The organism is Paenibacillus sp. GYB004 (assembly GCF_036577605.1).
Classification (GTDB): Bacteria; Bacillota; Bacilli; order Paenibacillales; family NBRC-103111; genus Paenibacillus_AB; species Paenibacillus_AB oceani.
The window spans coordinates 19,448-42,581 of record NZ_JARBDB010000025.1; the positions used below are offsets into that span (position 1 = coordinate 19,448).

Below are 23,134 nucleotides of genomic sequence, written 5' to 3' on the forward strand. Positions count from 1 at the left end.
ACCGCCAAAGTGCAGTCACCATAACAATAGACGGGGTGGTGCGCTGGGCTACTGTCAAGGAACGATACGCGCCGGCTAATCTGAATAAGCAGAATCTTTGCAAGTCATGGCATCGCCTGGCGCTCGACAAGCAGTCAGTCGGGTGATCAGGTAGACACTTGGTTGAAATATATGGTACTATGATCATGATTAATTTTGGTATTTTGCTCACACTGAGCCTTATTGCGAGTCTCAAACCCTATGGGTGTAATGTTCTTGTAGAAGAACTGTGCCCATAGGTTTTTTTGCTTTTTGGGCGCTTTCAAGCCGATTTATGCTGTTTCTCTATCGAGAAGCCACATAGGTCGGCTTTTATTTTATACATACCACATATAGGAGGTTTTTTCATGAAAACTGCAGCTTCAAAAAAAGTAATCGTAGACACCGAGACGGTTGTGATCCAGGACATTCGAAGGCTTATCGACATGGTGGAAGTAGCTGCTGCTCCGGCGGAAAAATCTACGATAGAAATCCTGAAGGGTGTATTATTAGAGGTAGAGGGAAGTAGTCTGATCCTAACAGGTTCAGATAGTGTGACAACAGTTAGGGTTAAGGATGAAGGGGTTATTTCGGCTCTTGGAGAAATCAAGTTTCTTGTTCCTGGCAAGTTTTTCTACGATGTCATAAAAAAAATGCCCTCGGGCGAAATTGAGATCGATATTAATCCGGATGTTAGTGCCACTCTGAGGGTGAAGGTAGGAAAAAAACAACCTGTTACAATGCAAGTTAGCTTATTGCCAGCTGAACAATACCCGAATTTTGATCGTAAACCATTACCATTCCGGTTTACGGTTAATCCGAAACTGTTAGCATCCGCGCTAAAAATGACCATGTATGCTGTCCTTGAAAAAAATGAAGGTCACATTTTAACTGGAATTCACTTTGAAGGTCGAGACGGAGAGTTAAAACTGACGGCTACAGATCGCCTAAGAATGGCTCACATGGCGATTCCCTTAGTGGAGTCAAGCGAACCGTTTTCCAATTTGGTTATTACTGTGAGTGCTACAAAGGCGATCATTAAACTTTTGGATGACTTGGAAGAAGACGCAGTCTTAGAGTTCTCGGAGAATGAGTTTCAACTCGTATCGGAAAAACTAGTTTACCAGACCCGCCTGATTAATGGAAAATTTCCGGATGTCAGCAAAATTATCAATTCGCCCCATTCTGCAGAATGCGAGATTAAGCGAACTGAGCTTTTTGCCGCACTGGAGCGTGCAAAAATATATGGATCTGATATCAAAACCATAACTGTTGAACTCAAAGGGGACACTCTGTACTTGAAAGCAACTTCTGATGGTCCAATGTATGAAGAGGAGTTGCAATTAGAGAGCAGCAGGGGAGAAGTCCATTTGGGAGCAGACGTTTTTTTGTTGCACGATGCAATTAAAAACATATCGAGTGACTTAGTCCGGTGCAAGTTTCATGGCAGCTATAGTCCAGCACATTTCGAACCAATTGTCGACGATGATTCTAAACATATCGCTATCGTGACGCCTGTGAGAATGAAATGAGGGGTGAGGCACTTTGACGCATTGTCTAAATCCAAAACAATGTGCAAAAAAGGCTTTTAACAGAGAGAGACGGCTACATGACCGTCTCTTTTTTGCTGAAGAATTTTTACATGAATTTCGAATGAATCTCCTCGGAGGCCAAGGCGTGCTACTGGAATCCTTTCATTCTGAGCGCCGGCAGGTTGATTGGCTATATTCAAGGAAAGAGATTCGTTCCGCACTAGAAGCGGGTTTTGCGATCGATTATTCGGAATTCGATGGACGAGTCGAAATTACAGTGATATCCTATGTCCGTGTTTCGATAGGTGTATATCGCCCCATCCATGTTGTATGCGGAATCAATAACCCGGAATTATGGGTTATTATTAAAGTCGAAGATCCGTCAGAAAGGCCATGGAAATGGGATGAAAAACACGAAAAGAAGATTTGTTATTGCGATATCGAGACTTACTATTTTTGTCGTGCAAAAATAGATGTGGATGGGTATAATGTTGATCACACATCAGTATCGAAGGGGACGGTCAACATGCAGAAACGACGCGGGAGACCAACGGATAACCCTCGGCCATTAACAATTCCCGAGACCCGAGTCTGCAGGGAAGAAAATAGAATGATACGACTGAAAGCTGCCCTCTATGCAGGCGGTAATATTGCTGAATTTATGCGCTTAGCAGCTACACAGTACAAAGGTCAGATGAAAACTTTGAATTGCATTAGTCCGAATTGTGATGGGGTGATGCAGATGAGTTATGCTGATGAAACCCATTTTTTCAAAGTCTCTAATAGAGACCATGAAATGGTGTTGCGTGGTGTACCGGTATACGAGTGCAACTGCTGTCATAATAGGATGGCAGATGTTAATCTGTCTGAAGAACTGGAAAACTTTGTTAACGAAGAAATAGAGTTTCGTCTGAAGAACTACATGGAACTACCTACGGAGATCGACTTTGACAGTCTGATTACGCTATAGGGAGAGGCATTCGAGCCCTCCTCTTCATTTTCATTGAATAGGGGATGCAAAAGTTGTTGCTTCATCGAAGTGTGAGCTTGGAGGTCTCCTCTGTTCCGAACGATGAACTGTTTTTGCCCCTTTCCTGTCGTAATCTATATAGCGGGAGGTGGAATCGTGTTACTACATATCCGCAGCGGCGAAACATACCCTGTTTCGTTCCTTGCGCTGCAGCCATATGATATTGAGCTTCACATGAGCGATTGGAATGACGCCTTCAACTGGCGATTTTATTTCAGCCAGCGCGGCGTTGAAGTGTATAAGATGGTGGTAACGGGCGATGATGTTATACAAGGAGCAATTGCACTTGAGCGTAAAGAGGATCATGTGTGGGTGCATTTGATTGAAGGCATCCCCAATAAGCGCAAGGAATTTGATTTGATCGGCGAACATTTAATGGCTTTCGCATGTAAGCGTAGCATGGACCTCGGGCATGAAGGAGCTGTGGCCTTTCAATCCAAGATCAAGCAGCGGCTTATGCTTTTTTATTCGAATGCAGTCGGAGCATCACATTTTGGCGGCGGCCTAATGATTATTAGTGAAGCTGTTGCCGAACGTCTGGTTATGTTATACTTATCTAAGAGGTGATGATCATGAAGAAGAATCCGCCTATGAGTCTTGATGAAGCTGCTCGTCGTTATGCTGATGGTCATTATGTTATGCAAACAATGCCGGGCCCAAGTCCAGAACGTGATAAGAAAGTCAGCGAGGCGCTTGCTCAATTGAAACGGAGTCGTCCTGTTGCCAAAGCTCGCCAATAAGGCGGGCCTTTTTTATTGAAGGTAGCCATACCATATATGAGCGATTCAATGCTGCTGCTGTCTTCATTGTTTTGGGCCAGCTCGAGAGCGCGCCGCATAACCGCGGAGTAAAACGTGAGTTTCATTTTTTCGCTTATGCTTGTCAGCGTAGTGACGAGCTGGGGCATGATAGATTCACTAGGTGCACTGCCGATCAACTCAGTTGAATCAAGGGCATTATGTTGTACCTACAGTACCAGGGAATAACCAAAGCTCGCCAATAAGGCGAGCCTTTTTTTATTGGAGGTGCACCAGCGATTTGACCCGAAGCCGCGCCGGGTTCGCCACGTTCAGCAGCGCGCAAACCGCGAGTATTGGGAGCGGATGAGTAACGGTGGCTTTTTGCTGCGGAGAGGGGTGTATCCGTCCGAGGCGATCCTGGACATCATCTCGAACGGGCGCGCTTATGCGTTTGAATGCGCCACGGCTATGCGGTGCCCGGAATGATCGGGGACGAAAATTTCAACCGGCTATTCGGCAATTTGCAGCTTTAATCATGGGAGCACGATTCCGACATGCCGCTCGTTACGCAGGACGGCAAGCGGGAAACTTTTGCCCGGGACGTACTCTATTACAGCAATCGATCCGAAAACTCCGCAGTGGCATGGGGAAAACGTGGTGAAAATGCGGGACAACCTGCTATTCGGCCACGGCATCGGCATCGAGGAGAAGGACGTCACTATCCAACACTTGAACAATCATCGGAAGCCGGGCAGCAAAGTATCCGACTACTTGTTCGAAAGGACGACGTATCCTTTTAAGCCATCATGTGCGAGACGCAGCCGGAGCCGGAAGCATGCCCTACGTACCCCGATGGCCGGACGGCTGCATCATCGCATACGCATGTTATTACCGGCGGACCGTCCGCCCAGTACGCTTAGACGAAAAGGACACCTCGCCTTCGCAGGGAAGTGTCCTTTTCTCTTTTTAAGCCTTTGCAGTCGCGTTGCGGAACCGGATAATCGAGAAGTCCATCGTCGAAGCGATCACGCTTTCACGGATCGGATGCAGGGAAGGCGTAAAGCGGAGCTCCAGCTTGTCCGCCAAAAGCTTATCCAGCAAATCGCCGACCGGCTCGACTTTTAGCGGAGCTACCGTTTGCGTCGAAATGTAATAACCGGCCGAGCCGTCCATCATCTCGAACGATTCGCCCGCAAACGTATACCTGTACAGCTTCGTATCGCGGATCCGGTCCAGCCAGCCGCTTTCCACGGCAACTATTTTGTCCGATTCCGTATTCGCCAGAAACGTGCGGGCGTCCTCCTCCGTCGTGAAGCTGGCCTTCCAGTATATGACCCTCGGGCAATCGCGCGGGAAAAAGTAATGCGGGCTTCTCTCCCGGTCGAGCGCAAACACGACCGGCGGCATATTCGGAAAGGCGGGCGCCGGCCTCGGATGAAAGATGCCGATGTCGGGCTCCTCGCTGAAATGGTATAGCTCCACTCGATGCTCCTCCTTCGGTTTTCATGGCACACCTAGCACTACTACCATACCCCGAATCGAGGCCCCGGTTAAGTGGAAATATCGTTTTACCCAATTTTCGTCTGCTGTGCTGGTGCCGGGGAGCGCAATTTGCGATCATGAAGTAGCGCCCGCGTCCGCATTTACGGCCGTTCGGAACTACTGGTTCCATTATTTCCGGGAATACCCGTTCCCGACCGGGCTTAGCGGAAGCTTCAGTTCCTCTATTCGCGTTTAGGTCCGGTTCTTCGCACCATTTTGCCGAATAACGTAACTAACGCTTCCTTTATCTCCCCTTTTTAACCACTCCGAAGCTAATAACGGAACCCCTACATCCGCTAAACCCCAATTTCGCATGCGTTCTTCCATGATTCTTATATGAGCGAATTACATGTCCAGGGCTGCTGCCACTTGGCGCACGTCGATCAACTCAGATGGTGCTTGATAATCGACGATGTTGCTGCAAAGCGCTTGATCAGTGAATACCACCGGCGCCAGCCCAGCGAAGATTAGCTGAGTCCATGCTATAACTAGACTGGCTTGCAGCAGTGTGTTAAAATAACTATGTATACATTTATTTATTTGCTTTAAGCCTTTTCGCGAGTATAAAGCCCTATCGGGTAATATGAGTATGGCCTAGCCATGTTCATATCACCAGATAGGGCTTTTTTATTTTAAGCCTGATTGGAGGTATTGACTTGGCATTCAAGCGAATTAAGCAAGAAACGATTGAAAAGGCCAAAGAGGTCGAGATTCTTTACATCGCTCAAGCATTAGGAGATGAACTTACGAAATCCGGGCGAAGCTATTTTTCCTATCAAAATCAAAGTGAGTCCACTCCATCGGTTGCAATTACGCCATCAAAGGGGATCTGGAAAAACTTCGGTGGGACAGAAGGGGGAAGGGATGCAATCAGTTATTTTGCATACCGCACTTTTAATTCGTGTCCCCCGAGCGGTACAGAGTTCATCGAGGCGGTAAAAGCAGTTTGCCAAATGGCGGGCATTCCCATTGAATACGAGGATGGAAGTATTGAAGAGGCGGCAAATCTACCAAATCCAAATCGTGAAGTGTTCCGGAACAAGAAAGAAGATGACGACGAGTGTTTAACTAAGGAGAATCCAGAGCGAATCGATTTTGTTTATCGGGAATGGATGAAGCACTTATCCTTAACAGATCAGCATATCAAGCACTTCTCTGAGATAAGGAAGATAAGCGTTTCTTCCATGAGAATTCGTGAGTACCGTTCTTTTCTTGACTCAAAGGCAGATCGATACAAAACGGTCAAAGAGATGATTAGGGTAACCCGCGAGCCCGCCGGTGTACCTGGTTTTGCACTTTGCCAAGGCAAGTACGGTCCGTATTGGACCACACTTGGCCGGGCAGGTATTCTTATCCCGTTTCGTGATATTGAAAATCGCATCAGCGGTTTTCAGATCCGAGCTGATGAGCCGCCTAAGATTATTAAACGTGAAGGACGAATTCGCATCAACGAGCCCATCTACAACATTCTCCAAGTCGTTTGCCACGAAACAGGCGCCATCCTTTGGGAAGGTAATCGGGAGCAGCTTCCGATCGAGCTTCCTGAAGGGAAGGTATGGATGGCGGATGGGGGCATATATAGTTGGTTTGCTTCATTGACGTACAAAAAGAAAGGGATTATGGCTGGAACTTTATTGGGGGATCCCTCTCCATATCATTGCGCCGTACCTAGTCGCATTTTATCAAAGTGGAAGCCTGGCATCCCGATCAATGAGGTCATGGATACTCGAACCATTTGGTGGGGCGAAGGGCCGATTAAAGGTGACATAGCCAGCGACTTTACCGATGAAGTTCATTTACAGGCTGCAGGCGTCAACTCTTGGCGCGTGCTGCTAGAACCTACCCTTGCGATTGCACCGGAGCGGGTTATTCTGGGTTTCGACGCAGATGCGCATACGAAGCAGGGAGTTCGAGACAATGTGTTGAGCTGCATTAGGGAAGCGCAAAAAACTCTGTCTGCCAATGGGATAGAGTTGCTTATTGCGATTTGGCCGTATCATGTTGGGAAGGGGTTGGACGACACGCTCAACGCAGGGTACAAGGCACAGATCATTACCATTCCGAAAGAGGTTCGATCAAAGGCTTCAGTTGAAGCTAGGGTCAAGTAAATACGTTCGGGAAGAGTCGCTCTTGGGTGGCTCTTTTTCATTTCTGAATACAATTGAGGGGGAACCTGTTCATGAAGAAGGTTCAATTCAAAACAGCGCGTGTTGAGTACATTATCGAAACTCATGGGTATTCTCGGAACGGACTATATGTCAAATTCGACAACCTGGAGATCATACACCTCGCGGTAGGCAGAAGTGCCAGCTTTTCATACACCATCGGAAATACACCTTATCGCATCGAGACCGATCCCGTTGTGGAGGTCCAGTCGTGGCCTCGTGAATATTACTCGAAAGCAAATGCTTTTCGGGTCAGGATTCAAAATAAGCAACGAACGATGATTCGTTATCGCATCGGGAGCAGGCAGGATGTTGTGAAATGGGCAGCCGATAAGTGGCCGGAACGTCAGATTTTACTTGATCCTTGTCGAAGCGGCATTACGCATTTGAAAGCAATTAATCCGGCAATATGAAAGGGGATCCGGAATGTACCGAGATAAAGATATTGTTTGTTATACCGCAGAAGATCGGCTGGAATGTGGTTTCAACTTGAGAAATGATCGGGGACTGAACGAAGCTTATGTGTACGGCGAACCCTTATGCATATGGACTTTTGATCATGATGATCCGATTGTACCGGCTCACTACGTCGAGAGAAAAGAAATGAATTCGAGCCCATTTATGCTCATTGTCAATTGGGAAGGACGTTTCTTGGAACTGGACGCATCAAGAATCCGCCGGATCGAACGATTTCAGCATGACAGATTTATGGGAGTCACGTTTGCCGGTGATAATATACCGCCATTAAAGAAAATCGATAACTAGAGAGGGGGAGCCCCTTGAAGAAGGCGATGGATATTCCATTGCCTTTTTTCTTGGGCGAATATATGGGAGCGATTATCGGTACTAGAGCTAAGCGAAAATCAATGCAAGGTCAACCTGAACATTCAGGAACAGCTTATAAAACATGTGCGATTCTATTCGGAGGAATCGGAGGAGCGTCAGCCGGATTTTTAAAATCTCAAATCGACTATGGTGGTAAAGTATATCGTTTGAAACTGTTATGTTCGATTGATAACGATCCGGTCGCTTGCCGTAACCATGATTCGATAACCGGTGAGAATACATCGGTTGCCATGGATCTTTTCACCAGAGAGATGTACATGGCTTGGCACGGACACGAACCGCCGGCTGATTGGCGTGAAGCTGAGCCCTGGGATCTATGGGTTGCTTTTGGCTATCAGATTCCCTTTTTTCTATTTACAAGTCCTCCTTGCAAAGGATTAAGTGCCTTATTACCCAAGGAGGCTTCCGAATCAGCGCAATACCAGGCGTTGAATCAGTTAACCGAGCATGGGATTGATTTGGCACTTCGTGCATGCCTGGAGTACGGCGGGGGCGTTCCCGCCATCATTGGGCTCGAGAACGTCCCGCGGATTCAAACACGCGGCAAACATTTACTGAAACGGATCGACAATCGACTCAAGAATGCAGGATTTTCCGTCAATATGCGTGCGGACCATAATCTGGGTGAAATCGGGGGCCTTGGCCAAAATCGATTACGATTTCTGGTTATGGCTCGAGATGAAGCGCAGGTTCCTAATTTTGTTCTGTACCCTCCTAAGAAAGGACTAAAGACGATCGGTGAAGTTCTCGAGCAGTTGCCGCCTCCTGGAGACTTGGAGCGTGGAGGACCGATGCACCGGGAGCCACGGCTTACATGGAAAGTCGCGATGCGTCTTGCACTAATAGAAGCGGGTAAGGATTGGCGATCACTTAACAAGTTGGATTGGGAGAACTACCGAATACAATATGAGCCGCGGAGCGGAGCGCTAGCTGTTGAAGATTGGAACAAACCATGTCGAACAGTAAGTGGAACCCCGGGTCCCGGTCGGAGCAATGGAGCTGCGGCGGTTGCCGATTATCGACTAAATTATAAAAATAGTACGCATGGAAATATTTATCGCGTTGTTCCAATGACTGAGACTGGTCCGACAGTGACTGGTGCAGTTGGACCGAACAACGGGGCCATTTGCGTGGCTGATCCTAAAGTGGAGTCTTATGACAATCGGAACACTAACGTTTTTCGTATCGTCAGGGATGATGAAGGACACGCTACAGGTTCGTTCATTAATTCGTGCGATGGGATTCCTGGAGATAACGATCGCGGAGTCTGGTTTATTATATCTCCGGATGGAACACGCCATCGTCCACTCACAACATACGAGCTCGCTATGTTGCAGGGCTTCGATACTCATCTTCCAGATGGGAGGCCATTTCAGTTAGAAGGATGCACAGATGCTTCCGCTCGGGAGTATATCGGAAACGCCGTACCAGTAACGTCAGCAGAAGCAATGGGCAATACGATTCTATTGGCAGCTGCCCAGGCGGAGTATCGTGAAGGTTTTTCGTTGGGATATGAAACGATCTGGGTCACTCCCGCTGAAGAAGCTGAGCCCATATATATTCATTGACCGACTTCGTCAAGGAACAGGACAGTGGTCGGGTACCTCCGAACAAGGAAATAATCGGGTAGATAAACGGGCGCTGCGCAACATAATCGCACTTCTTATGTTATGGTTACGCGAAACACGAAATAATTAACTAAGAGGAGGCTGCCGCAGAAGCAATCGGCGGCCTCGCTCCGTTAGGCAGATTTCTTCAACGAAGGTGTGGTAGAATTAGACTGTTTAAAAAACAGGCTTGGATTGATCCACTGGCTACTACGTCGACGGCCATAGAAGCTAAAGGCTCTATATACTCTATACAAATTTTTAGTTTTATATAGTGTGAGACTGACTGAAAGCGCCTTAAGCTAAGCCGCATGAGAGTTTAATACCGATGTTTCACTTTGAACAAGAGAGGTGCTTTATGGGAGAATGGGCAAAACCTAATAATTTTACTGCTGTCTTTAGATTAACTAGTTCGAAATATGCTGATACCTTTGTAGATAAAGGATCAATCAAATTCAACACCCCCCAATCGTGGATTGATTACTCAAAAAAATATGGAGATGGACGAGGAGATGGCTATGAGGGAACCCTGGCATTTTGTGATAGTTTAGATGTAGAACGTATATCTGAATTGACTCAAAAATATGAATCTAGCTGCATCTTAAATCCTAATACCAGACCATTACTAAAGGAAATAAGCGGAAGACGACTATTTATGAAAGATAAACGAAGTTTAGAGTTGCCTTGCTTTTGTGTGTACATCATGAAAAACAGCTTGTTCCCTTTTCCTGATAGTGAGGGACAACACAGGGTAACCGCTGATATACCAGCTTCATATTTTAGAGACTTTTCAGACAACTCTTTACCGGAAGATATTGAAAAGAAACCATTAGAAGACCAACCTGCATTGATAGTGATTTCCGACTTTGAGGAATTTAAGAATAGATTGTATAAAGCGTTAAGGCAACTTGGTTTGGAAGATTCTGAAATATTAATTGGGAATGTATCATATTTTGATTTTGAGACATACGGTTCTAATGGTTGGATGGATTTTGGTGGCCAAAAACACCCTAAAGAATTACTGGTAAAAAACATCCGCTTTGCAGAGCAAAGTGAAGCACGAGTGATAATTAAAACTAATAAAAAGGAAGTTATTGAGCGTCTATACGTCGCTCCAATAGAGTTAGGTAGCATGAAGGATATAGCACAAGTCCATAAAGGTTACTTGCATGAAGGTATGCGTGTTGAAATGACAGTAGACATATACAGGAATACTTAAAGGAAGAATGGAACAGGGTAAAAAAGGAAGCGGATAATGGCAATCTATCGAAATATACTTGGAAGGAAGCAGAGTATTAACGGATCGGCTGTAAACTTAAATACTGGAACGAGGCTGCCGGCATGGATCGGTGGCCTCGCTGTGCTAACGGGCTTTAGAGGCCGCTAGCCTGAAGATTAAGCCGTAACCGGCCGGGCTTGCATGAGGGCCAGTTGGCTGCGCTGGCGAAGCGGCTGAATGGGGTCGTTCATATGGCTGCAGCTGATTCGAAGGTTTCAGGAGATCACCCCGCTCGAAGCCGAAATTAATATTCAATAAGTACGGCAGGTATGCGGATCTTCTGCAGCTTCGGTGTCCATCCCTTTCGGATGTTGTGTGATCTGCGAAGTATAGTGTAGTGCGAGGCATTGACGCCTTTCACATATTTACATTCCGCATACATTAAAGAAACTGTTTATAAGTATGTGTACATTGTACACAGTGTACACATACTATGATATAATAAAGAAAAGTGCACAAAGGAGCGTGTGAGGATGGCCGAAGAGAAAGAGCACACACAGAAAGGGGCGACCGTGCCGAAAACGTATCGGGGGCGTCCTGATGTAATTCAGAAACTTGAAGAATTGATGCAAAACAGCGGCTTGCCAACGCAAGCTGATTTTTTGGAATACGTGGCCGGGCTTGTGGAGATGACACAACTCAAGGAAGGGGTTGCATCCGGCTATAGCAAGCTTATAGAGGAGCGGGAGTATCACCTTCGTCGAGAGCAAGAAATTATTATGACAATCATTCAGTCGGAGGCAGCTGCAAAACTTGAGCTGATGCAAAAGCATGAATATACGTTAGCCGAGCGAAACACGGCATTCTTGGCGCAAGAGCAGACGATTACGGAGCTAGCGGCTGATATAAAGCATCTCAAAGAAGAGCGAGGTCGATTGGAGAAGGATTTTGGTGAGCAAGCCAAGCGTCTTGAGCAGTTTGGGGATCTAACCAGGAAGAGTGATTTGCTGCTGGAACAGTTCGAGGAGAAGAACAAAGTCTTGAATTCCCAGCTCAGTGAGTATCGAGCGACTATGGATGAAAACAAGGCACTTGTTCAAAGAGTGGACGAGTTGGTGCGTCAGATTAAAAAGCAAGAGGAGCGAATCTTGTCGCTCGAACAAGATCAAGAACGTGACCGGCAGTCACATACAGACAAAATTTCGCAAATAAAGGAGCGTCACGCAGAAGAATTGGAGCGCTTAAAAGATCGTCTTGATGTTCAGCGAGAACGTGAGTTGGTTCATGTGCGAAGCGAATACCAAGAAAAGTTGGAGAAAGTGGGTGCTGAAGCGACGGCCAAACAACAAGAGGCAACCACACAAATCTCGAAGTTATATGAACAACTTCATACACTACGTGAACAGCATCAAGTCCAAGGACGGGCAGGAGCTTCTGAAGGGTGACTGGAGATAAAGACAAGCCAGAATAGTCTTGATGCCGACTGTAAGGACGTGTGTTGCAGACAAGCATGATCTGCGTCCGCCGTGCCGTTCCACTATAATGAAGAGGGGGATTATAGCCCATGCAATTTGTACCTGGACAAACTTATGTTGTTGATTATGGAATGTTCTCTAAGGTCGCGGTGTTCGTTCACTCTGAGGATGGGAATAATCTATTTTTCGATAACAATGGACAATTTGTTTTCTCTGATACTTTTTTAGCAAAAAGAACTGTTATAGTGAAAAATATCTTGTAATCTTTTTTTCATCGGTTTCGATCGGCAGTCTAGCTATAAAGCTGGGCTGTTTTTTTGATTTCACAAAATGGCAGCAAACTCTCACTGAAGTCCAAGTGACTATCGAGCTACTTGAAGCGAGTTCAAAAGCCGGTCCGCTTTCAGGAGTTTCGACGGCCTGACGGACCGAATCGGAATCGCACGCTGATTGCCTCGCTCCGTCGTCACTGGGTGGCACGCCCCCGGAGTTGACCACGCGCGTTATATCGTCGGCGATGATTAGTGCGATCGGCAACGATGTGCGACTGACATGCAGTTGCTAATTTTTAGAGGTTTTATGTGCACAAGAGTGACGTGATAAACCAATGTGTGTACATTGTACACAATGTACACACATTGAAATGCGTTGAGATAGCAGGGTTCAAAGTTCAACTGACTGGACATGGACGGCGTTGGGAGCAAACGGATGGCGGCGGGCAACCCTCCGTCCGCGCCGAGCTCTGCAACACTTCTTTGCTCCAGTCTTGTGCTTCAGGCGCTTCCAATGCCCCAGACTATCAACCGGCCGTTATGACGTTGGAACCCTAAAAAATAGCCCGCCGCGGCGAACGCAAATGCTATGAGAGAGATATTTCCTCTTGAAAATGGTGTGTATGTTGATTATCTTATATAATAAGAACAATATGGAACGTATGTTCTGGTTTGAATGTCGAATTCAATTAATACAGAATCACTCTTAATGGGAAGGCGAACCAACATGAAGACAATGCCTATGGAAACGGCGGAGGAATTAAGATGGGTCATGGATTACATGTTGCTACCCGTTTTGCTTGATGTAATGGAGCGGGACATTCAGACCATGAACGGAACCCAACTGAAGATGTCAGGGGTATATATCCAGTTATTGAAGCAGGCCCAGGACAGCGTAAGTTCCGATATGGCAGTATTACGTAATAAGCTGAAAAGTCGTGGGATTCGGATTTATGACCAGAGACGGACCAAGGAGCAATTAGAGGCCGACTTCTTATGCCGCGGCTACCATCGAAAATGTTCTATGCTCTGGGGACTTGTGAAATCGGAAGTGGAACAAAGGCTCCTTTCGTATCTAAGTTCGAATTCTGCAGATAAGAATTGATCTGGTTCTCCTACGATTGACCAGTTACAGCGCCTAGAAAGAAATTTTTCAATACAACGATGGAGGGACAAAATGGGGAAGAAGCTGGCAGGGAACGGTCTTTTCGAATCGTCTCGGATCCTCTTGCCTGAACACCGAGAACAGTTTGTGTACCGGCAAAAGGAGTCTCATTTACGGAAACGTCCGCAATTGGACGAACAACTGCTCGAGCAGTTTGGCATGCTTTTAATGGAGTCAATGCAAGAGCAATGTGAAGTTGTTATCGATAAATTTGATCCGTGGCGAAATGAGAATGTACAAGGACGGATCATCAGTATCGATTTGAACTTTGGGCGGGTTAAAGTTATGAAAGAAATGGAGTCGGTATCCATCCGACTTTCGGATATCGTAAACATCACGAGGATATAACCAAGTTAAAAATAAAGCCGGAACCTGTAGCCTTAGTCAAAAAGGCTGCTTTTTATTTACAGGGGGATATAGAATAGAATATTATGGACAGTAAGGATTTGTAAGGAGTTGATGGCTGTTGGTCGGTTATCCAGCAAAGATGTCTAGCAAAGGTCAAGTAACAATTCCCAAGGAAATTCGCAAACATTTAGGAGTCGGCCGTGACACCGTAGTCAATTTCGTTATTAATCACGATGGTTCCGTAATAGTTCAAAAAAGTTTTGCGGAGCAAGTATTTCGGAAAGCTATGGAACATCCATTTATTCAATTATTCATTCGGAATTATCCCGAAGGAGAACTGCGGGCTTCCATGTATATTGGGGCCATAATTCAATCAGGGCAGCTCTCGAGCTCGCTACTGGATGAATTAAAAGACGTAAAAACAATCGAAATCCTAATAAAGGAATATACGGGGTAATCAATCTTGGAAGGGAGGAATCGGGATGGGGTTATTTGAGTGGTTTGCTCTTTTCGAATTGAATAGAATAAGTTCGCTTCTATCCAAGAAATAAGCTAAGATTCAGCAGGAGCGTCAAAAAGAAAAAGTCTCGTGCTGTAACAGCTGGTTCTTTCGATATCGGGAGCCCGATACAACAACGTAACAAGACTTTCGAATTCAATAAGTGGAAGAACAGGTCTTGGGATCAATCAGAAAACGACCCCATCCAAGATTTTCAATATTCAAAATGTAATCGGACAATTTCTTATAAACGTCTTAACACTCGCTTTTATCAAATATAAAACAATGCTATCAATACTCCGATATCAAGATAAAAGACAATTATTAAGACTGATAAGATTTTTATAACGCGAGCCATTCCATATGTAAGCTGAGATGAGGGGAATTGAATGTGGCAATTTACCATTATAACCGTATATGTGCTGGCATTTCTCTGGGCTGGCGTAAAGATAAGAGAAGTAACTCCAAGGACAATTAAGAATCACCGGAAGTATTATAAGACGGCAGCTGGAGTTTTATGTGTAGGACTCATAGGTTTTATTTTCACGATGAACTCAAACTATTCTGGAGTGAACGATACATATACTATCGGCATTTTCGTTATCGGACTACTATTTGGAATCATGGCACATATTTGCATTGCCTTCTTGTTGGTTTCTGGAATTTTCGAACTCTCCGGATGGTTTAAACATCGCAAGGAAGGAAGAAGGGGAGCAATTTAAAGTAGTAGGGCAGTCACTACTCACCTCGGAGGCTCGTCGAGATGGCGGCGTCAATATGATTTTCACACCTCGAGCCGATCGATCCGGTTTCGGCGGCAAACACTGTGAACGACAGGGAGCTTGGCAGCAGAGACTGCTTCGTCCGCACCGTCCGCGCCGCCCGCCTCGAGCACCAAATCAGTGCCATTCTCAAGATTGAATGTGAGGATTTCTGTCGAACCGTTTCGCCGGTTTGACGTTCAAATCGAGCAGCCGGTCGTAACGCTCTGCAGCGCGGTCCAAGTCGCGGACCGCTAGGCGGTCTGCGCCGATATGCGGCTGAATCGGAGTCTGCATCCCGCCTGGAGCGACCGTCCACGCCCCGAGCGCAATCTCGTATCCGTCCGTTCGCGTATTGAACTCTTTTACGGGCTCCGTCCGGCTAAACAGCCGGCTTATTGTTTTGAATGCTATGGTAATCACCGCCGCGGGGCGGTGATCTCGGAATAAGGGTGGCCGTCGCTGCGCTATAGCCGGGCGAGGCTGATCGGAGATGCCTAGAAGCCTCTTGAAAAGATCGTGGCCGCCAGGGCTGAAGGCCGCCCCAATCCGCGACCTCCGAGACCCTTCTGGCCGTGCGAAGTGGATCCCTCGAAGTAAAACCCTCTCGAAAGAAATCTACGAAGTTTAGGTAAATTTCACGCTCTGTATTGCAATTAGTTCTGGTTTTTTATTTTATCGGTTAGCAAAGTTATTATTTTAATTAGTTCTTGGTCTTGACGGAGTATCGTCAATATTTTTTCATGAGCATGTATAATTGTTGTATGATCACGGCCACCGAACTCCGCTCCTATTTTAGGTAATGATAACTCTGTGAGTTCTCTTGATAAATACATTGCAATCTGCCTTGCGAATGCAATTGTTTTTGTCCGTTTGCGTCCTTTAAAGTCTTCTAGTTTAAATCCGTAAAACTCCCCTACAAGTTGTTGTATTTTTTGTATTGAAATAGTTCGTAGGGGACTGGACGGTATTAACTCTTTGAGGGCTTCTGCAGCCAAATGAACGCTGATATCCTGATTAATGAGGGATGAGTATGCCACTACACGAATAAGAGCGCCTTCCAGTTCACGGACGTTCGTATCAATATGGCTCGCAATATATGCCATAGCTTCGTTTGGAATTTCAAGGTTTTCAGCTTTTGCCTTTTTATATAAAATAGCAATCCGCGTCTCAAGGTCTGGAGGCTGAATATCTGTCATGAGCCCCCATTCGAAACGAGAACGTAAACGTTCTTCCAAAGTTGGAATTTCTTTAGGTTGCCTGTCACTGGAGATAATAATTGCTTTCCCTTCTTCCAGAAGGGTGTTAAATGTATGAAAAAACTCTTCTTGTGTTTGTTCTTTACCTGCGATAAATTGAATGTCATCAATCAATAATACATCAATATTTCGGTATTTGTTCCTGAAGCCTTCGCCACGGTTATTCATGATTGCATTGATGAATTCATTAGTAAATTTTTCAGATGATAAGTAAAGTACCTTTGCTGTAGGATTGTGATCTAATACATATTGGCCTATCGCATGCATTAAGTGAGTTTTACCCAAACCGACTCCACCGTACAAAAAAAGAGGGTTATACACCTTGCCTGGAGTTTCAGCCACTGCGAGCGAAGCTGCATGTGCAAAACGATTACCTGTCCCTACAACGAAGGAATCGAATGTGTACTTCCGATTTAGAGTGAAAATTGTGCTATCATGATCAGAAGGTGACCGGATTAGGGAGACTTGGTTGGATTCCGTGCCCGTTGTAAGAAAGGAAGCCTCGTCCTCAATGGTTATCTCCACATTGATATTCCGATTGAAGCATTCATAAACGGTGGATCTGATAAGATTAATGTAACGGTTTTCTAACCAATCTTTTGCAAATTTTGTTGGCGCACTAATAATGAGTTTGGATTCATCAAACACGATTGCGTTTGTAGCACTCAACCAAGTATCAAAACTCGGTTTGCTCACCTTAGTCTTGATAGCAGAAAGCACCTGCTGCCATAATTCCTGGTTAAGACCCTTCACTACAACTCATCTCCTTCAGGTTAGTACGCTTCGTTTCGGTTCTATTAACTCTGGGTTTCTGCCTCTGCCTGTTTTTGAATCGACTTAACAATATATGTGAGTGCATCAGCCGCTTTATAGGCATCGAGAGCATTTTGTAGACGTTTAACCTGTTGATTGAATTCGTCAGGTCGTTCTGCATACTTTATTATCGAACGTGCTATATGAATTATGTCATCTCGGGCCGCCTTAACAGCACGACCGTGTGTCTTCTCGATCATTTGTGCAGCCATATGAGTATAAATTGCCGAGAACTCCTTGTCTTCAATCCGTTGTTCTCGAGCAGCAAGATCACTTTCACTAATTACCCAATCGCCGGAATCATTTTTCGATGCTGCCAAACGCCCATCATTTATCATGTTTAAGATGGTCTTATAATGAACCCCAAGCAATATTGCTGCTTCCTTCGCATTCATTGGATCCACTCCTTATCCCTAATTATCTCTATATTAAAGGATATATTTAGATATGTAAAGAATGGAAGAAGTCTCTCTTTATCCAAGTTAATAAATATTCCGTGTGTATTCTGCTTGATTTATGGACCGTAAAGTGCCTTGTCCAATCCCCCAGCTCGTTCAGTCGGGAAGGCTAAGCGAATCACCGGCTCTAAGGCGAGATCGCCTAAGACCCGGTAGATTCCATTGGCCTTCTTTTCCTCCTTTGCTTACCGAAGTAAACCCAATGAATGCTAAGAGCTGCTGCAGTAGTTCTTTTTTTGTTCGGCAGTTACTGGACCCGAACCCCTACCTAGCCGGCGCAAAGGCGGAGTTCGAAAGGATGCCACAGCCGCGGGGCGATGACTTCGGATTCACTTGTGGCCGCCAGGGCCGAAGGCCTCCCAAACCCCTCCGCGCAAAGGTGGCTTTTCTTTTTCGAGAACGCCATCCCGGCAAGCCGGGCAGACCCCTGCACTCCGAGAATCGGCGCGGTTAAACGTGGCTTTGACCGCTACGAAAAACGGAAACGGCAATAAGTATCAGATTTGGCAGCTGCCGGGGCATTCGCTTTTTGGCATGAATTAACTGAAAAAAGCTAGATATCTGCTATAACAAACCGGGATTCAGATATACACTTTTATTTTCATAAATGATACAATGGACTAGTACATTGTTGATGATTTACACCTTATTACGAGTATCAAGCCCTACGGGCGGTATGTCTTTTTAGAAGACGTGCGTCCGTAGGGCTTTTTTGCTTTTTCGGCGCTTACAAGTCGATATTTTCGGGAGAGAAGGCTCCTGATAAATATCGGCTTTTTATTATATATATGAAACTCTTAGAGAGGACCGAATTACATTACATGAAGATAATCGTTGTTGTTTTGATGTTCCAGGAAGTAATTCAGGATGTTCAAGCTTTCATAGGGGACGATGCAAGAGCGAAGGCGCATAAGCAATTCGAAAAGTGGACGAAAGTTGACTATATGGACTTTGCAATACGAAAAGAAGCCGGTGAGTCTTCCGAGGATATTTTAGGGGAGGACTTCGCAGGAACGGAATTGTATGGTATTACCGCAAATGAAGTCCAGTAAGTTGTACCAATGCTGCAGAGACCAATAACCTTCATTTAGATATTAACGAGCGGGCAAGCCATAGAGTTGCCCCGCTTTCTACACCTACTACCAGACAGAGGTGAACCAATGGCTAGGATTGCGAGTCAAAGCAAAGGCGGATACTACCCTACCCCGGTTGAGCAAATGAATCTTTTAAGTGAGCATTTAAGGTTCATTTCCCAATCAGGAACGGACAACATCTTGAATATTATCGACCCGTGCTGCGGCGAATTGCGCTAGGTAGCCTAAATTTCATTGCCTAAAGAGGTTACTAACTGGGACAAAGTTAGTATAGGTACTTGCCTTACTTGGAGGGAGAAAGTCCCCCGGGGACAAGAGCATGGCAAGAAAGCGGAGGACGTAAGTAGAAACTGTGGGAAAACGTCGTTCCGCGAACCTAAGTACTACATGGTTAAAGCTATACTGCTTGAATTCTAGAATCCACGCCCGAACAGCAGGGAGTTCCATACTCACAGTTTGAAATGGGACTGACACAGGATTATCATCTTTCCTTCGCCGTGATGATGAAGTCCCTCCAGTGTCCACAGCGCGATAAGCGTTTTTGGGTTCGAACGGAGACCTAAACAGTACCAGTGAATTTAGAGTGAACCTAGGATGTTTCGCGGGAAAGCCGTCATAGGCTATGGGGATTACACATGGATCTAAAGTCCACGTCAATGAGTCCCCTGAATATCTTTTTGCGGAACACGGAGCCGTCGTAGTAATCGGAGGAGCCTGAATAGACAGGCATTGCCGTAAAACGGAAGCGGGAGAACCGCCCACACATACACGGAAGCGTGTATGACACCCGGCTGAGAAGCCTGTTGATGGGGTGCTGGTGAAGGATGGCAGGCTAATCTGATACCAGATGATACGGAGGTATGCGAAATGCAAATGGCTGAAGTAATTCTCGGTATCTTGGAACAAGCATCAAGGGAAAGCAAGGAGTTCACTTTCAATCGAATCTACCGTAACTTCTTTAATCCTGACTTCTTCTTGACCGCTTACGCCAAAATACATGCAAAAGAAGGAAACATGACTGAGGGTACCGACGGTACGACTGCCGATGGATTTAGTTTAGAAAAGGTCGATGAAGTAATCACGCTTCTGAAAACCGAATCGTACCACTTTCGTCCGGCAAGGAGAACCTATATCCCTAAGAAGTCTGGCGGCCAACGACCTCTTGGCATTCCTTCTTTCATGGACAAAATTGTACAAGAAATTGCACGCGCGCTCCTTGAATCGATCTATGAATCGAAGTTCAGCAAATCCTCTCATGGCTTTCGTCCAAATAAAAGCTGCCACACAGCTTTAAAGCAAATTAAGAGAGAATGGACGGGAGTCAAATGGGTGATCGAGGGGGATATAAAAGGTTTCTTTGATAACATAGACCATGACCAACTGCTTGGAATACTTTCCGAAAAGATTAAGGATGGTCGGTTTATTGAGTTGATCCGCCGCATGCTTACTGCAGGGTACATGGAAGACTGGAAGTTCCATGAAACATATTCAGGCACTCCGCAAGGGGGGATTGTAAGTCCCATACTTGCAAATATCTACCTAGACAAATTGGATAAGTTCGTTGAGGAAGTTATCATTCCCAAATACGAAACCAAGAAAGTCAAACGTAGAAATAATCCTGGATATTACGCTGTAAATCATCAGTTAAGAAAGCTATCAGGCATGATCAATACCACCGAAAGCTGCAGAGAAACCAAGAAACGGCTGATCCGGGAATACAAAGCCCTGAAAATCAGTCGTAGGCAGCTCAAAGTCCTTGATCCGATGGATAGTGAATTTGTGAGGGTTAAGTATGTTAGATATGCTGATGATTTTGTCATCGGCATTATTGGAAGCAAGGCTATCGCCCATCAGATTAAGCAAGAAATAGCCGACTTTCTTAATACTGAACTCAAACTAACACTTTCCATGGAAAAGACCGTAATAACTCATTTCCCGGATAAACGGACGGCAGTTAAGTTTTTGGGATATGAGATATACTCGGGCCACGATGACGGCTTCATGGTCGAAAGAAGTGATAAGAAAAAAGCGCGTGCCATTAACGAGCTGCCTCGACTCAGACTTCCTTCTCAGGCAATTTATAACAAGTTATCAAGCTTCACCAAGGATGGTCGAGCCATACATCGAATGGGATGGACAAGTCTAGACTTGGCAGAGATCATCAGCAAATTCTCATCTGAGATCAGAGGCTTGTATAACTACTATAGGCTGGCAGATAGCGTGGCACATCAAATGGGTAAATTCAGATTTTACCACCGAGCTAGTCTAATTAAAACAATTGCCGTGAAGATGAAAGTCTCTTCGATACAAGTGGTCAAGAAATACAACGTGGATGATACCATTGGTCTGGTCATTAAAAGAGGCCCAAATAAGAAGGACTTGATCTACAAGTACTACTGCGACGGTTTTGAAAAAAATGACTGGGTTGATAACGCCAATCTCGATCCTGATCGGATTCCTGCAACAATTCGTATAACCGGAAGAAATGGGATTATCAAACGGCTATTAGCGAATAAATGCGAGATATGTAACCATGACGGGTCAGATAGGAAGTATGAGGTGCATCACGTAAGGAAGTTAAAGGATTTAAAGAAAAAATACCAAGGTAAGATTCAACCGCCAAGTTGGGTAAAGCTGATGATCGCTAGAAACCGTAAAACAATGGTTCTCTGCGTCGATTGTCACTACAAACTCCACAATAATAAACTCTAACCCTTGTGATGTCCTAGACGATTAGCTGAGAGAGCCGTATGCTTGGAAACTTGCATGTACGGTTCGAATGGGGGGGACGGGAAAAGTAGCGCAGAAATGTGCTAACTCGCCTGTCTCCTACCAAGCGGAGAAGCTCTGCAGTTGTTTGCCGAGCAGTTACATGAATCCAATCCCGTTACCTATGGAGTTGAATTAGAGGAAGGGCGCTATCACACGGCTAAAACCGTCTTGGATCATGTGATCCATGATGGCTACGAAAATCTTCGGACAGAATCGAATTTCTCATTGCTCTGGCTCAATCCCCCGTATGACGAAGGGTTTGGCGAACGGCTAGAGGTTACGTTCCTTCGTTCTCTTACTGGCAAGAATAACGTTTTGGGGAAGGACGGGCTGTTGTTTTTTTGCGTCCCCCAATATGTTTTGAAGCCGGCTGCAGGAATCATTTCCGGACGTTTCCATGACGTACGGGTCTACCGGTTTACCGACGAGTTCTACCCGGTTTTTAAGCAGGTAGTCCTAATTGGTAGGTTCGGAAAGGATCCAAACGGAAAAAGTAAAGAAATCTACAAGTTGTTGCGGGACTTGGGGGATCAAGGTCCCGAGGCCATTCCGACACTCGAGGAAATTGAGCAAGATATCAAGTTGTACCCGTCTCCCAGTAGTATTGAAATTTTTCGTGCCAACCGTCTGAGCGTGGAAGAGCTGCAACGTGATCTAAAGACTTCCCCGTTATTCAAAGATGTGGAGGAAAAACTCACGCCTGTTTCCAACCGTGCGAAAATGAAAAACCCTATGCTTCCTTTGAAAGCAACTCACACGGCTGTCGCAATTGCCAGCGGCGCTGTAGGAGGAAATATGGGGACTCACAGTGCGCACTGTTCCTAGTGCACAATCTACTCAGAAATGAGTAACAAAAAACTAGGGGATTTTAACGAATCTAACTATGTATCCGAGTTGGTAGGGGCAGTTCCTACTTAGAATCGAAGATCGGCGATTCTACCCTAAGACTCCGGCATGCGATCATCACTGTCAGATGGTCGTGTGAAGCCCGGTGAAGACGGAATTTCCCTTCCTGTGATGGAACGGGGAATGCGGGGGGCTATAACTTCGCTATGCCTAATAACCATATGAATCCACGTTTGTACGGCTCGTAAACCCAAGTACACCGAATAAGAAGGTGTATGCCCTTTAGGGGGTCCAGTCGCGGAGTTACAGTTTGTGACCTGTTAACTCTGCATCATGACACATAGTTACGATGTTCTGCGTCCACCGATCACGGACAACGGAATGGCTGGCGGGTCAAAGTGGAGGGCTAAGGTGAAGATGAAAGCTAGGATACATGGAACAGTGGAACCTTGATAGAAAATGCTAATGGTGACAGAGCCAGATGTTTCTAATCGGTAGGAAATGACCGACTAAATCAAGGGGCATCAGCCTGTAGTAGTCCGAGCTAGGGAAAGCCTAGTACATGGCGAAGGGGCATAGTCGTGATTACCAGCAAGAGATTCCTTAACTGTTGAGGAAGCCGTTGTGCATACCTGACTAAAGCCAAAGGCAATCTCCGAAAGGAGGTGATGCC

Annotated in this window: 22 protein-coding genes and 1 pseudogene; 19 read left to right on the forward strand and 4 right to left on the reverse strand. The window is 45.6% G+C overall.

The window, feature by feature from the left end; all coding sequences use genetic code 11:
• The first annotated feature begins 386 nt into the window (after positions 1–386).
• The 6 genes and pseudogenes from dnaN to PV433_RS34065 all read left to right on the forward strand — a co-directional run.
• The gene (gene dnaN / locus PV433_RS10625) at positions 387–1,550 is read left to right on the forward strand and encodes a DNA polymerase III subunit beta (RefSeq protein WP_332072118.1); all 1,164 of its coding nucleotides are present in this window, start codon (positions 387–389) and stop codon (positions 1,548–1,550) included.
• 13 nt (positions 1,551–1,563) lie between these two features.
• Positions 1,564–2,520, forward strand: a complete 957-nt coding sequence (locus tag PV433_RS10630; RefSeq protein ID WP_332072119.1) for a DUF4258 domain-containing protein — start codon at positions 1,564–1,566, stop codon at positions 2,518–2,520.
• A 156-nt stretch (positions 2,521–2,676) separates the two neighbouring features.
• Positions 2,677–3,147, forward strand: a complete 471-nt coding sequence (locus PV433_RS10635) for a hypothetical protein (protein WP_332072120.1) — start codon at positions 2,677–2,679, stop codon at positions 3,145–3,147.
• Positions 3,148–3,152: 5 nt separating this feature from the next.
• Complete coding sequence (locus PV433_RS10640) at positions 3,153–3,320, forward strand: hypothetical protein (RefSeq protein WP_332072121.1); 168 nt, start codon at positions 3,153–3,155, stop codon at positions 3,318–3,320.
• A 285-nt stretch (positions 3,321–3,605) separates the two neighbouring features.
• Positions 3,606–3,806 carry a hypothetical protein gene (locus PV433_RS10645; RefSeq protein WP_332072248.1) on the forward strand — a complete coding sequence of 67 codons (201 nt, stop codon included), beginning with the start codon at positions 3,606–3,608 and terminating at the stop codon, positions 3,804–3,806.
• Between the two features lie 105 nt (positions 3,807–3,911).
• Positions 3,912–4,103: pseudogene (locus PV433_RS34065) on the forward strand (hypothetical protein); the annotation flags it as partial.
• Between the two features lie 183 nt (positions 4,104–4,286).
• Here PV433_RS34065 and PV433_RS10650 read toward each other — a convergent pair.
• Positions 4,287–4,802, reverse strand: a complete 516-nt coding sequence (locus PV433_RS10650) for a DUF6886 family protein (RefSeq protein WP_332072122.1) — start codon at positions 4,800–4,802, stop codon at positions 4,287–4,289.
• A 716-nt stretch (positions 4,803–5,518) separates the two neighbouring features.
• Here PV433_RS10650 and PV433_RS10655 point away from each other — a divergent pair.
• From PV433_RS10655 to PV433_RS10700, 10 genes are all read left to right on the forward strand, one after another.
• A complete protein-coding gene (locus PV433_RS10655; protein ID WP_332072123.1) occupies positions 5,519–6,970 on the forward strand; it encodes a hypothetical protein in 1,452 nt (483 codons plus the stop codon).
• A 71-nt stretch (positions 6,971–7,041) separates the two neighbouring features.
• The gene (locus tag PV433_RS10660) at positions 7,042–7,440 is read left to right on the forward strand and encodes a hypothetical protein (protein ID WP_332072124.1); all 399 of its coding nucleotides are present in this window, start codon (positions 7,042–7,044) and stop codon (positions 7,438–7,440) included.
• Positions 7,441–7,453: 13 nt separating this feature from the next.
• On the forward strand, positions 7,454–7,792 hold the full coding sequence (locus PV433_RS10665) for a hypothetical protein (RefSeq protein WP_332072125.1): 339 nt from the start codon (positions 7,454–7,456) through the stop codon (positions 7,790–7,792).
• A 14-nt stretch (positions 7,793–7,806) separates the two neighbouring features.
• Positions 7,807–9,441, forward strand: a complete 1,635-nt coding sequence (locus PV433_RS10670; RefSeq protein ID WP_332072126.1) for a DNA cytosine methyltransferase — start codon at positions 7,807–7,809, stop codon at positions 9,439–9,441.
• Positions 9,442–9,838: 397 nt separating this feature from the next.
• Complete coding sequence (locus tag PV433_RS10675; protein WP_332072127.1) at positions 9,839–10,699, forward strand: hypothetical protein; 861 nt, start codon at positions 9,839–9,841, stop codon at positions 10,697–10,699.
• A 533-nt stretch (positions 10,700–11,232) separates the two neighbouring features.
• Positions 11,233–12,144: a hypothetical protein gene (locus tag PV433_RS10680; RefSeq protein ID WP_332072128.1), complete on the forward strand. Its 912-nt coding sequence runs from the start codon at positions 11,233–11,235 to the stop codon at positions 12,142–12,144.
• 1,029 nt (positions 12,145–13,173) lie between these two features.
• Positions 13,174–13,551 carry a hypothetical protein gene (locus PV433_RS10685; protein ID WP_332072129.1) on the forward strand — a complete coding sequence of 126 codons (378 nt, stop codon included), beginning with the start codon at positions 13,174–13,176 and terminating at the stop codon, positions 13,549–13,551.
• Between the two features lie 72 nt (positions 13,552–13,623).
• A complete protein-coding gene (locus tag PV433_RS10690) occupies positions 13,624–13,959 on the forward strand; it encodes a YolD-like family protein (protein ID WP_332072130.1) in 336 nt (111 codons plus the stop codon).
• Between the two features lie 118 nt (positions 13,960–14,077).
• Positions 14,078–14,416: an AbrB/MazE/SpoVT family DNA-binding domain-containing protein gene (locus tag PV433_RS10695; protein ID WP_332072131.1), complete on the forward strand. Its 339-nt coding sequence runs from the start codon at positions 14,078–14,080 to the stop codon at positions 14,414–14,416.
• Between the two features lie 431 nt (positions 14,417–14,847).
• Positions 14,848–15,180 (forward strand): hypothetical protein, encoded by a 333-nt coding sequence (locus tag PV433_RS10700; protein ID WP_332072132.1) that lies wholly within the window; start codon positions 14,848–14,850, stop codon positions 15,178–15,180.
• Positions 15,181–15,369: 189 nt separating this feature from the next.
• On the opposite strand, the gene PV433_RS10705 is transcribed toward PV433_RS10700, so the two are convergent.
• The 3 genes from PV433_RS10705 to PV433_RS10715 all read right to left on the reverse strand — a co-directional run bounded on the left by PV433_RS10705 (position 15,370) and on the right by PV433_RS10715 (position 17,686).
• Entirely contained in the window at positions 15,370–15,642 is a 273-nt protein-coding gene (locus PV433_RS10705) for a hypothetical protein (RefSeq protein WP_332072133.1), read from the reverse strand.
• A gap of 233 nt (positions 15,643–15,875) precedes the next feature.
• Positions 15,876–17,231, reverse strand: coding sequence for a chromosomal replication initiator protein DnaA (gene dnaA / locus PV433_RS10710; protein WP_332072134.1), 1,356 nt, complete (start codon positions 17,229–17,231; stop codon positions 15,876–15,878).
• Between the two features lie 44 nt (positions 17,232–17,275).
• On the reverse strand, positions 17,276–17,686 hold the full coding sequence (locus tag PV433_RS10715; RefSeq protein WP_332072135.1) for a helix-turn-helix domain-containing protein: 411 nt from the start codon (positions 17,684–17,686) through the stop codon (positions 17,276–17,278).
• An 884-nt stretch (positions 17,687–18,570) separates the two neighbouring features.
• On the opposite strand from PV433_RS10715, the gene PV433_RS10720 reads away from it, so the two are divergent.
• The 3 genes from PV433_RS10720 to PV433_RS10730 all read left to right on the forward strand — a co-directional run bounded on the left by PV433_RS10720 (position 18,571) and on the right by PV433_RS10730 (position 22,440).
• On the forward strand, positions 18,571–18,801 hold the full coding sequence (locus tag PV433_RS10720) for a hypothetical protein (protein ID WP_332072136.1): 231 nt from the start codon (positions 18,571–18,573) through the stop codon (positions 18,799–18,801).
• 909 nt (positions 18,802–19,710) lie between these two features.
• Positions 19,711–21,555 carry a group II intron reverse transcriptase/maturase gene (gene ltrA / locus PV433_RS10725; RefSeq protein ID WP_332072137.1) on the forward strand — a complete coding sequence of 615 codons (1,845 nt, stop codon included), beginning with the start codon at positions 19,711–19,713 and terminating at the stop codon, positions 21,553–21,555.
• Positions 21,556–21,696: 141 nt separating this feature from the next.
• A complete protein-coding gene (locus PV433_RS10730) occupies positions 21,697–22,440 on the forward strand; it encodes a DUF6094 domain-containing protein (protein ID WP_332072138.1) in 744 nt (247 codons plus the stop codon).
• Positions 22,441–23,134 lie beyond the last annotated feature (694 nt).